At 41.9% G+C, this 12123-nt stretch carries 11 protein-coding genes; 7 read left to right on the top strand and 4 right to left on the bottom strand.

From position 1 onward, the window contains the following. Positions 1-113: 113 nt before the first annotated feature. Positions 114-470, bottom strand: a complete 357-nt coding sequence (locus FJ709_RS15270; protein ID WP_226410875.1) for a winged helix-turn-helix transcriptional regulator — start codon at positions 468-470, stop codon at positions 114-116. A 200-nt stretch (positions 471-670) separates the two neighbouring features. Between FJ709_RS15270 and FJ709_RS15265 the strand changes: the two genes are divergently transcribed. Both FJ709_RS15265 and FJ709_RS15260 read left to right on the top strand, forming a co-directional pair. Continuing rightward, a complete protein-coding gene (locus tag FJ709_RS15265) occupies positions 671-2038 on the top strand; it encodes an aldehyde dehydrogenase family protein (protein WP_226410874.1) in 1368 nt (455 codons plus the stop codon). Between the two features lie 46 nt (positions 2039-2084). Beyond that, complete coding sequence (locus FJ709_RS15260) at positions 2085-2864, top strand: prolyl hydroxylase family protein (protein WP_226410873.1); 780 nt, start codon at positions 2085-2087, stop codon at positions 2862-2864. Positions 2865-3021: 157 nt separating this feature from the next. On the opposite strand, the gene FJ709_RS15255 is transcribed toward FJ709_RS15260, so the two are convergent. From FJ709_RS15255 to FJ709_RS15245, 3 genes are all read right to left on the bottom strand, one after another. Continuing rightward, a protein-coding gene (locus FJ709_RS15255; protein ID WP_226410792.1) for an IS3 family transposase occupies positions 3022-4178 on the bottom strand; the annotation gives its coding sequence in 2 pieces (ribosomal slippage) (positions 3022-3932 and positions 3932-4178; 1158 coding nt in all). Between the two features lie 963 nt (positions 4179-5141). Then, on the bottom strand, positions 5142-6755 hold the full coding sequence (locus tag FJ709_RS15250; RefSeq protein ID WP_226410872.1) for a PepSY-associated TM helix domain-containing protein: 1614 nt from the start codon (positions 6753-6755) through the stop codon (positions 5142-5144). Further along, positions 6752-7051, bottom strand: a complete 300-nt coding sequence (locus FJ709_RS15245; protein WP_226410871.1) for a DUF2070 family protein — start codon at positions 7049-7051, stop codon at positions 6752-6754. The genes FJ709_RS15250 and FJ709_RS15245 overlap by 4 nt, the downstream gene beginning before the upstream one ends. A gap of 684 nt (positions 7052-7735) precedes the next feature. Here FJ709_RS15245 and FJ709_RS15240 point away from each other — a divergent pair. From FJ709_RS15240 to FJ709_RS15220, 5 genes are all read left to right on the top strand, one after another. Then, positions 7736-7957, top strand: coding sequence for a penicillin-binding protein (locus tag FJ709_RS15240; protein WP_226410870.1), 222 nt, complete (start codon positions 7736-7738; stop codon positions 7955-7957). A gap of 471 nt (positions 7958-8428) precedes the next feature. Then, complete coding sequence (locus FJ709_RS15235; protein ID WP_226410869.1) at positions 8429-9688, top strand: efflux RND transporter periplasmic adaptor subunit; 1260 nt, start codon at positions 8429-8431, stop codon at positions 9686-9688. A gap of 36 nt (positions 9689-9724) precedes the next feature. After that, a complete protein-coding gene (locus tag FJ709_RS15230) occupies positions 9725-9946 on the top strand; it encodes a hypothetical protein (RefSeq protein ID WP_226410868.1) in 222 nt (73 codons plus the stop codon). Positions 9947-10072: 126 nt separating this feature from the next. Further along, the gene (locus FJ709_RS15225; RefSeq protein ID WP_226416011.1) at positions 10073-10771 is read left to right on the top strand and encodes an ABC transporter ATP-binding protein; all 699 of its coding nucleotides are present in this window, start codon (positions 10073-10075) and stop codon (positions 10769-10771) included. 18 nt (positions 10772-10789) lie between these two features. Further along, on the top strand, positions 10790-12103 hold the full coding sequence (locus tag FJ709_RS15220; RefSeq protein WP_226410867.1) for an ABC transporter permease: 1314 nt from the start codon (positions 10790-10792) through the stop codon (positions 12101-12103). Positions 12104-12123: the final 20 nt, after the last annotated feature.

Raw genomic sequence — 12123 nt, 5'->3', positions numbered from 1 at the left:
TATGAGTGAGCGCAGATGATCTCATTCATTTTTTGGTAAAGGTATTGGGTAAAATAGTTAATTATAGGCTGCATCTGCCGGATGCAGATGTCAGGTGAGTCTACCGACTATCACTAAATGCTATGCTCCTCAGCCCAGTCTTTTAATTGCTCTAAAATATTTAATGCCGTTCGGCCAAAGTCGGTAATGGCATAAGATACTGCAATAGGGCGGTCGTTAATCACGTGGCGAGTCACCAACCCTTGTGCTTCTAATTCTTTAAGACGTTGATCAACCATTTTTTTACTAGCACCGCCTAACATGCGCGCTAAATCATTAAATCGCACCGGACCATCTTGTAAATGCCACAGTATTGAGGCCTTCCATTTTCCGCCTAACACCCGCATTCCACGCTCAACTAAGCAGGGTTCTGCACACGGGTTAATAACTTTTTTCTGACCGTTATCCATTGTTTCAACTATTGTTTTCATTATTTCTTCCTAGGTTACCAAAAGTATACTGGTTGCTTTTATATCCCATAGTATCAAAATAGCGTTATTAATCGTATTTTTATCTTTTTATGTAAGCTGAATTGTCGTTACGTTAATCAAAAACAGCCAGTTTCTAGTGCTAGTTGAGGGTAAAACGATAATCAAGCAAACATTATTTTCCACTAAGGAATTTTTGTTTTATGGCAGTATTAACCTCGTACGATCCCGCAAGTTATCGCAACGTCGGCAATGGCGATGATGTTGAAGCCACCGCAATTGGCAGCGTTGAAACCTTAGCCATTGAACAATTGCCGACCGTAATAGCGTCAGCCAAGGCTGCGCAAAAAGATTGGGCTAGCCTACCAATGGCAGAGCGTGAGCAATATGTGGTGAAGGCTTATCAACAGCTGGTGGCGGTGCAAGATGAGTTAGCGACGTTAATCAGCCAGGAAATGGGTAAGGATTATCGCCGCGCCACCTATGAAGTTGGCGGCACAATACAAAACGCCGCCTATTTTGCCAGTGAAATAAGCGAGGCGTTAGCCACAGAAAAACTCGATAACCACACCGAGTTACACTATCGACCGCTAGGGATTGTTGCGGTAATTTCTCCTTGGAACTATCCGTTAGCCATGGCGAATAATTTATTGATGCCAGCACTGATGGCCGGTAATAGTGTGATATTAAAGCCGTCGGAAGAAACCCCATTAGTGGCCGAGTTATTTATTAATACCTTGAATAAGGTGTTACCAAAGAATGTATTACAGCTGGCACAAGGCGATAAAACACTTGGCCAAGCATTGGTGGCAGCAGATATCAATATGGTGGCATTTACCGGATCAATGGCGGCAGGTAAACACATTATGGCCAGTGCAGCACCGGGCTTAAAACGTTTGGTGATGGAACTGGGTGGTAACGACCCTGTGATCGTAATGGCCAGCGCCAATATAGATGCCGCGGTGAGGTTTGTGGTGGCCAGTTCATTTGAAAATGCCGGGCAAATGTGTACCTCAACAGAGCGTATTTATGTTGATGAGCGTATTGCGGATGAGTTTGAACAAAAGGTAGTTATGCTGGCCAGTCGTTATCAAGTGGGTAAATGGGATCAGCCTCAGGTGAATATTGGCCCTATGGTTAACCCAACACAGCATCAAAAAGTACTGCAGCAGTTGCAAGATGCTAAAGCCAAAGGCGCGTTGTTTTTATTGGGCAGTGATGATTATCCGTTACCCTTTATTCAGCCAACCGTGGTGAGCGGGATAACGCCAGATATGTTACTTGAGCACGAAGAAACCTTTGGCCCAGTGGTGGCAATAAGTCGCTTTAAGCAAATAGATGAAGCAATCAGTCGCGCGAATGACAGTCATTATGGATTAGGCGCTGTGGTATTTGGCGGCCAGGGCGCAAAAGCGGTAGCAGAGCAGCTTGAGGCCGGAATGGTTGGCGTTAATCAAGGTGCGGGCGCAGGCAACGCGCCGTGGGTTGGTGCTAAGCACAGTGGTTTGGGCTTTCATGGCACAGCTGCAGGCCATCGCCAATTTGCCCAGGTACGAGTAATGAGTTACTAGTTTTTGTTTTCTGGTTTTTTTATTTTTGGTTTAAAGGTGTAAATAGATGAGCACATCGAGTGTAAATTCAGATTATTTTGTCGTGGCACATGAACCCGGAGCAGAGCATCCAGCGCTGCCGACCTGGGCTAATCATCAGGCCAATGTTGCCAAGCTTAGTGACGCAGCGTTAACACAGCCGAGTAAGAAAATGTTAGCCGAAGTACCGGGCGCATTTCAATTACTTAATGTGTTGTCGGCAGATGAGTGTCAGCGGCTAATTGCGGTTAGTGAGTCAATGGGTTTTTTACCGGATGCTGCGGTATCTTTACCCAGAGATGTGAGACACAACGATAGCTTAACCTGGGTGGTTGATAACGCTACTGAACAAGTTATTTGGAATAGAATTAATCACTTAATGGACGATAATCTGGGCATTTTTGCCGGTAAAGCGGCGTTAGGGTTAAATAACCGTTTTCGATTTTACCGTTATAACGAAGGGGATTATTTTAAGCCTCATTCCGACGGCTCCTGGCCTGGCAGTCAGGTGATAAACGGTGAATTAGTGCGAGATGCTTTTGGTGACAGATACAGCCAATTGACCTTTTTAATTTTATTAACAGAAGACTTTGAAGGCGGTGCAACCCGCTTTTTAGTCAATGCCGATAATCCACAATTACCAGCCAAGCGTGGTGATAATGTTAAGACAGTAGATATACGAACCCCAGCGGGCAGTGTTATTTGTTTTCCACATGGAATGCATCCACTACATTGTATTCACAGCTCAGAACCCATTTATAAAGGGGTAAAATACATTATCCGTACCGATGTGCTGTTTGAGTTATAAATGCTATTTCGGATTAGCTTAGTTGTACGGTCATAAGAAATTGGATAGAAATTTAAGCCTGTCCTGAACGATAACAACGCAATAGTTTGATATGTTATCTGAGGAACAATGTCATTTTTTGATAGTAAGTGTATTACTTTTAAACGCTCTGTTCTGGTCAACTCCAACCGGACACTTTTCTAAAAGAAATTTCAAAATCTATCGGTGACTGATCAGCATTTGCCGAGTGCAGTCGCTCTAGATTGTAATATTTCATATATTTAGCTACATCATCACACATATGGTGACGAGTTGGCTGTGGTATTTTTAATAGCCAATCATGCTTTAAACTACCAAAGAAACGCTCCACAACTGCATTGTCCCAACACGCACCGACATCACCCATACTCGCTCGACAGTTCAATTGTTTTAATAAACGTCGATACCCTTTACTCGTATACTGCGAACCTCTATCGCTATGAAATACTAAGCCTTTAGGTGGTTTTCGCAAGTTGTAAGCCTTCAAAAATGCTTTCTCCACTAAGCTTCTCGTCATACGCTTAGAGATATGCCAGCCGACGATTCTGCGAGAATACAAATCCATTACAACGGCAAGATATAGCCAACCTTCACCTGTTTTAAGATAGCTCACATCACCTGCCCATACTTGGTTTGGCCCAACAGGATTAAAATTCATATTAAGCAAATTATCAGCCACGCTATCACTGTGTTTACGCTTTGTGGTGACTTTATAAGCCAGACGTTGCGTTACCACCAGTTTCAATCGCGCCATTAACTTAATAGTGCGATAACGTGTAATGCTAACCCCTTCTTTGCGTAATGCTTTAGCTAACTCTCTGCTACCTAGGCTGTTTCTACTGGCCTTGAATAATGCTTTAGCTCGACGAAATAATTCTAGAGTGTCAGCAGTGATAAGCTCACCAGGCCTTTTAAGCCAAACGTAATACGCTGACGAACTGACTTGCATCACTTTACACGCCATCGAAATAGGAAATTTCGACTCAAGATTATTGATAAATGAATACCTTACTTCATTTCTTTCGCAAAGAAGGCGCTGGCCTTTTTTAGTATTTCGCGCTCCATCAATAAGCGTTTATTCTCTTTACGCAATAACATGAGCTCAGTGCGTTCATCTACAGATAATGCATCGCCTTGAGTTAGCTTTTTTTGTTTAGCCACCCAGTTATAAAGAATTTTATCTGTAATACCTAAAGACGCTGCTGCTTGGACTATCGTGTAATTTTGTTCAAGAACCAAAGCGACAGCTTCTTGTTTAAAATCATCTGGATATTGTTTATTTATTCGTTTAGTCATATTCACCTCAATAATGGCATTATTATATTCCTTTATTGAAGTGTCCGGCTAATTCAACCACAACACTCTGTTCTGGTCTAATCCATCGGACACTTAATTTTGAGACAGTATGGTCAATAAATTAAGAGGCCGATATGTAGTGGCTAATTAATACTGGCCACGGTTTTAGATTCATTCTTGCAGATCATGTGAAATTAGAAAATATGTGGCAAACCGAAATAAATATTTTAGATTGATCAACAGCACTAACTCATAAAGGGGCAAAAGTGAGTTAGTGTTTTTGAAATAATCTTATGTACTCACTCTTTTAAACTTGCCGATTAAGTCAATACTCGAAAGGTTCATCATGGTGATTTGCGAGCCGACCATCCGACCCAGGGATGGGTCGGTTGAGCTACAAGGACGTACTTGCGCGTGTCGGTGAGTTAATATCATGCTGAACCTACATAGATAAACTTCACGATACATTCTTTACTATGAGCGAAGTTTCATGTTCATAGTGGCCGTAGGCCACATTCCAAACAAACCTTGGGGCAAAACCAAGTCAGTGTTTTAAAATAACCTTATTTTACTCAATCTTTAAAACCTGCAAGTTGAGAAACTACAGGAAAGATTCATCATGGTAGTTTGCGAGCCGACCATCCGACCCATGGATGGGTCGGCTGAGCTACAGGGACTTTTTTATTTCGAAAGAATGCTGCGTGTTGGCGAGTAAATGCCATGCTGGAGCTATATAGATAAACTTCACGATACTTTCTTTACAACGAGTGAAGCTCCTTGTTCATAGTGTAGTGGCCGCAGGCCATACACCTAATCTAACACTGATGCATAAATGTGTTAGTCCTAACTCGTTTCTCCACAAAAAACGCCAATAATTATCAAACGATATTATAAATACACTAGCTTTGGCTTAGGGTTAGCTTAGCTTTAGCACTAAGCTAACCCATTTGATTTTAAGCCAGATTAATTTGCTGACTGGGGTACTGGCGCAATCGCATTATTTGAAGTGGTTGTGGTAATCGCCCAAATACTGTCTGGCTCACCATGATAAGCCCTGTATTTAGCTTTTTTAGCTGCGCTGAAAAATACGATTGCGAATATAAAAGCGATGACGTCAACAATGGCGGTATTACCATCAAATGCTAAGGTGGCTGTCGATAGTGTTGAGAACAAAATAGATGTTAGTGGAATCAACAGACAAGCTGCAGCCAACACATACAGTAAGTGAATAGCAGCAAGTGCCGCTCCCCGATAAAAGCTATAGCCAAGTGCGATAAAAAAGAGACTGTAATAACAGCTTAAGTAGTAATTGTTAATTGGTAATGATAATAAATACAACCATTTACTTGCTAGCATTGTAATAGCAACACCTAGCATTGAGCCAACACAAATTCCAATCGTTAATGATGACATTATGCGAATCGAACGTGATTGAATTGCTTGTTTTTGCCTGCGTTTTTCAAGCCAAAGTAAGTTGCCACTGTAAAATAAGAATGCGCCCATTAATCCCAATGCAAAATACATCCAGCGTCCATAATTGCCCGCATAATTACCAAAATGCAATGACACAAAACTATTGACCATAGGGCCGAATAGACCATCTTCTGGCTGGCTGATTGAGGTATAACCTTGCTCTAGAGTATAAGGGTGAAGATACAGCACATCGGAATATGCGCCACGCTGTATTCTGCCAGATGATGCCAACTGTATTGCTAAAGTAGGCGATGTTGAAGATAGTTTGCTGAATTCTAAGCGGCTAACCTGGTGTTCTGGTGCAATTGCGTTAGCTTTATTAATATAGGTTTCAATGGAATGTAACTCACTAATAGGATAAGTTATTTCGCTTTTTTCTTGCTGTGCAAATAAAGGCTTGTCGCCATATACCACAGTTAACCCACCATAGAATGGGTCATGAAATGCAAACACAAATGCTGTCCACGCAATGATGATATGAAAGGGTAAACTCAGCACACCGACGACGTTGTGACTATCAAGCCAAAAACGTTTATTGCCCTTATGGGTTCTAAGTGCCAATAAGTACTTTACCAGCGTCGGTAATAGGATAATAACCCCAGAAATTAGCGCAATAAAATACAAGCCAGCGGCAACGCCTAGTATTAGCACCCCAATATCTTCATGGCCTAATGTACCTGGAATTCCTGCGGTACGATGGAGCTTGTCAATTAACGCCCCGAGCTTATTTTGATCACTTACCTGAGTGACTAGATTATTATTTTGATCAAAAGCAGCATGTTTAAGTTCATCGTCCAGTCTAAGGCCTCTACCGCCACCTTTTTCATACCAAGATAGTGACGATGCATCCTGTTCAAGGTTAACAATAAATCCTTCACTTACCTCAGGAAATTCTTCCATAGCCTGCGTAATTAAATTGTCTAACTCAATTGCTGGCGTATGATTTAAGTAGGCTGAGCTGGGGGTAGCCCACTGGGTTATTTGGGGTTTGAACAGCGTTAATGACCCAGCATAAAAGGCAATAAACAGCACTAGTCCAGTCGTAATGCCTGTCCAGGTGTGAATTGATTGGTAAGTTCGCAATATGTCTGAGCGAATTTTCATTGTAACCACCATAAGCTCGCCAATATAAAATAGACGATAAGGTTAATAAACAGCATGTTGAAAAATGCGCTGCGTGCGGATTTAAAAAGATAAATAAGTGCCAAAATAGGTAACCAAATCAAACTGATTAACCACATATTAAGTTGCACTTTCATCGGCGCATCAATGCCGCCAGGCCCAAACCAAGCAAAAATAGCGATAATGCCGTAGCTCAGTAATAACCCCAGCACTATGGCGATAATGGTTTTTGACCACCAGTGTGGCTGAATTCGATTTTCAACGGTTAAGCGTGTCATCAGTGACGCCCCTTTGGGGATAAAAGTGTTAAGAAGGGGAGGCTAATCATTAGGGTGATGATGGTAAAACACCAGGTAAAAAATGCCGCTGTGGGACTTAATATTTGCAACCAGCCATAAAGTGACACAAACAAAGCGCCAACGCCGCACATAGCGTATGCCATTGGTAAGTTATGTTTCAGTAATCGCTGATGTTTACTGGAGATATAGCAAAGCGTCACGCCGGATATGCTTAGCGCGATAACAAGGACTTGAATAAGTAACACCTAAGAATTTCCATTTCATCATTTTATAAGCGTCGATATTAATATAAACGCAAATCATTCGCAATTAGATTTGTTGTGGTGTGTGATTGGTGCCTATGGTTCTATGTGTATGCGCGAAGTTAAGCCACCTAGGGGGTATTCTTTATCACCATTGAGGATTAATTACACAAATCTGCTTGTGACGAACTCCCATTAATTTAGCAATATTACCAATAAAAACAGTGGTTTTATTTGAACCTCTGTGTAAAGTCAGTTAGTGTCTAGCCAACTGTAAATAAGCGAGTCTTACTAGCCATTTTAAAGCTAACAGGGTGTAAATATGTAAGCCAATTTAGTGGTACGGCTAGTTGCTAAATTATTGATAAGTAATTTAAAGGTTTAAGGTTTTTAATACAAACAATTCGATAAGGAGTTTTACATGAGCGAAAAAATGAACCCGTCAGCGTTAAATGCATTGAAAATTGCTTTTACCTATATGCCAAAGTCAATTGAAGTCACTAAATATGAATATGGTGATGATTATCAAAAAATATTAGATCACATTGAAACAGTAAGGGAGACTTTACTGATAAATGATGTTGATCCTGAAGAAGTTTATGGTGATATAAATCCTGAAAGCACACCTAATTCATCCTATTGATTAAGTGATGTTGATTGTTGTCATACCACGATTATTGGCAGTATTCAGCTTGTTCAATTTAAGCCACATGGCTGCGCACCATTTTCTATCAAGTAACCTGTATACCAGATGATGCCCCTGTTTTATGGTTAATATTTAGAGTGTAATTATTAACTCATTTTATTGATAAGTGAGTTAAAAGTTATTTATCGGTATTCAGCCATCAGCCATCAGCAACTCAGAATCTTATCGGATCGACATCATTTCGCCTTAATAATCCTTATGTTTTATGAAGTATAAGTGTCCGTTCGGACACTTCCTTAATAACCGGACAGTTATTAACCCTGTCCGCGGACACTTTTAGACTGTCCTGTTATCTTTTTAAATGACTATCATTATGAAAAATAACAATAAATAATAATTGGCATGGCTTGTGCTTTGTCTTGGTATATATGTGAAAGGTGTGTTGTTCGCACCGACCGAGGAACCAAGATGATTAAAGATACCAGCAGCCAAGATACGGTTATAGCACCTAAGTTAGGTCGTAAACTGCGTTTGCCTTTGATAATAGGCGGCGGTGCAATATTGATGAGTGCATTGGTGTGGGCGAGTTTAGGCTATGACAGTTCAGTGCGATCAGTTGATGGTGCCGATTTACGTTTAGCAACCCTGACCCGTGGCACCTTGGTGCGCGATATTGCCACTACAGGGAAAATTGTGGCTGCTAACGCGCCGATTTTATACAGCACTGAGGAAGGTGTGGTGACGCTATTAAGTCAGCCTGGCGATGAAGTGGAACTTGGGCAAGTAGTGGCCAAGATTGACAGCCCACGTTTACAAAGTGAACTGCAACAACAGCAGTCATTATTTGAAGGTATGCAGGGCAGTTTAGAGCGTGCCAAATTAGATGCTCGTCGTGAGCAATTACGCGTTAGCCAGATTTTAGACATGGCGAAAGTAGATTTAGAAGCCGCGGATCGTGAAAGCCGTCGTGGTGATCAATTAATTGAATCGAGTTTAATCAGCAAAATCGATTTTGAAAAAAGCAAAGATGATTTACACAAAGCCAAATTGCTACACAAACACGCTCAGCAAGAAGTCGATTTGATGCGCGACACACTGACCTTCGAAATTAAAAATCGCACCCTTGAGGTAGAGCGCCAAGATTTAGTGGTCAGTGAGTTAACTCGCCAGGCAAATGCCCTCAATATCATCGCCCCTGTTAGCGGCATTATCGGTAATTGGCTGGTGGAGCAAAAAGCGCGTATTGCAGCTAGCCAGCCAATATTAACCGTAGTCGATTTAACCGCCTTTGAAGCCGAACTGGCCGTGCCGGAATCTTATGCCGATGAGCTTGGATTAGGTATGGATGTTGAGTTGAGTTTTGGCAGCGTCAATGTGGTGGGGCAGTTGTCGTCAATATCGCCTGAAGTACGTAACCGTGAAGTCACTGCCAGAGTGCGCTTTGCTGACAGTAATACCTTGTCTTTACGTCAAAATCAGCGTTTGTCAGCCCGAGTATTATTAGAAAATAGACCCAATGTGTTGATGGTCAAACGTGGTGATTTTCTTAACCTTGGCGGTGAAGTGGCCTACCAAGTGAGCGAGTCTATTGCGCAGCAAAAAACAGTCAAACTTGGTGTGCGCAGTATGAGCCAGGTTGAAGTGCTTGACGGTGGTGAAGAAGGTGAGGTGTGGGTGATATCAGGCACTGAAAGCTTTAAAAATCAGCCTAAAATTCAGATTAGATAAGCTAATTACTAAAAATTTAACGAGTAAGGGGATCCCATGTCAGTCATACAACGCAAACAGTTTATTGAACTAGCCGCTTTATTTCTTTTGGTCGTGGCAGTGATTTATCGAATTGATAATCATACTGACTGGTTGTCGGTAAGTTTGCACTTAATTGATATGGGCAGCCATGTATCGACTCAACTCTTAGGTGATAGTCACACGGTCAGTATCGATATTGCTATCAGCTCACTTGCCCAAATTAAATTGCTGCTTTAAGTCTTTTTTACGCCAGCAGAATAGATGTCGACAGAATTTGAATTAACCGTATTTACATCAACAGTATTGCTCTTAAGCGCCATCAATACTGAGGTGTTACAACCGATTAAACTAAGGAAAGCCAGTATGTTATCCATGAAAAATATCAGTAAAGTATTTAAAACCGATTTAGTTGAAACCCATGCCCTGCGAGACTTTAACCTTGAAGTACAAGAGGGCGAATTTGTGGCAGTAACCGGTCCCTCTGGTTCAGGCAAAACCACCTTTTTGAATATTGCTGGTTTACTTGAAGGTTTTACCTCTGGCGAGTTCAGCCTTGATGGTGTCAATGTGTCGAACTTAAGTGACAACAATAGCGCCAAAGTCCGTAATGAAAAGATTGGCTTTATCTTTCAGGGATTCAACCTTATCCCTGATCTTAACTTGGCCGAAAACGTCGAAGTACCGCTGCGTTATCGCGGTATGAAAGCGAGTGAGCGTAAGCGTCGAGTAGAATCAGCATTAGAACAAGTGGGTTTAGGTGCGCGAATGAAGCATTTACCGACGCAGTTGTCTGGCGGACAGCAGCAAAGGGTCGCGATAGCACGTGCCTTAGCGGGCGAGCCGCGTTTTTTACTCGCCGATGAACCAACCGGTAACCTAGACAGCTTAATGGCACGCCAAGTGATGGAGCTACTTGAAAATATCAATCAACAAGGCACCACCATTATTATGGTCACCCATGACCCAGAACTTGCCCGCCGTGCCCAGCGCAATATTCAAATTGTTGATGGTCAAGTGTGTGACTTTTCGATGTACCAACAAGCTGCTACGGGCACGCGTTAATCGCATAAGGAGAGCATTATGTTTTTTTACTATTGTGATTTAGCGTGGCGAAGTATTCGAAAAACACCGATGTTATCGATGTTAATGGTATTAGCGATTTCAATTGGTATTGGTATTACCATTACTACTTTAAACGTTTATAAAACCATGTCTTATAACCCGGCAGGCGAACGCAGCGAGATGATTAACTCGGTTCAGCTGTGGAGCCAAGGCTTAGATACCTGGGATGAGTTTAGCTCTAACATTACCTATATGGATGCAATGATCTTACGCAATAATGTAGAGCTTGAATTGAAAGCAGCGACGTTTCGTACCGGCTTAGCACTGCAGTCGGACAACCCCAAAATCGAGCCGGTATTAAATAGTGTGCGGGTGACCGATAGGGACTTTTTTAAGATTTTTTCAGTGCCATTTCTATATGGCAGCTACTGGGATGCCAGCGTTGATTTACGCCCAGCTTACCAAGTTGTAATTAGTCAAAAACTGAACTTACGCTTTTTTGAAGGTAAAAACAGTGTCGGTAAAACCGTATTTTTAAACCGCAAACCTTATCAAATTGTTGGGGTAATTGAAGACTGGAATCCACAGCCCAAATATTATGACCCACTAAACGGCGCGTTTAATGAGGCTGAAGAAATCTTCATTCCATTTTCATTAACGCCGCAAGAAGAGTTTGAAGTGTGGGGTAATACCAATGGTTGGAGAACTGAACCCATGCTGACGTATAACGATAGATTAGTGTCAGAAAAAATATGGATTCAATTTTGGACCGAACTTAACACTGTGGAACAAAAGCAAAGTTATCAAGAATGGCTAACTCGTTATGTTGAGCAGCAGCGCGCTATAGGTCGATTTACCGATACCGCTAAAACAATCCCAGAATTGGTGCAAATTAGCGACGTGGCTAAATGGCTCGAAGACAATAATGTAGTACATAAAGACACCAAAATTTTAGTCGGATTAAGCTTGATGTTTTTAAGTGTGTGCTTGGTGAATATTCTCGGGCTGTTGCTTACCAAGTTTTTAAAGCGAGCCCCAGAAGTGGGTGTTAGACGGGCTATTGGTGCCAGCCGCAGACAGATTTTCAGTCAATACATGGTTGAAGTCGGCATGATTGGCTTTATTGGTGGGGTGATTGGTCTGTTATGGGCATGGGGGTCATTAACTGCGTTGCATGCTTATTTCGAAGTAGATCAAAGTTTGACAGGGCTTGATGCCAGTATGTGGTTTATCACCCCGCTTATTGCGATTTCTACCGCGGTATTAGCGGGTGTATACCCTGCGTGGGTGGTGTGTCGCACTAAACCTAGCGTGTATTTAAAAGCCCAATAACTCCAGTAAAAGTTAAAAAG

Source organism: Shewanella glacialimarina (assembly GCF_020511155.1).
GTDB lineage: Bacteria > Pseudomonadota > Gammaproteobacteria > Enterobacterales > Shewanellaceae > Shewanella > Shewanella glacialimarina.
The sequence above is the reverse complement of the archived record's forward strand: the minus strand, read 5'-3'. Positions and strand labels throughout refer to the sequence as shown.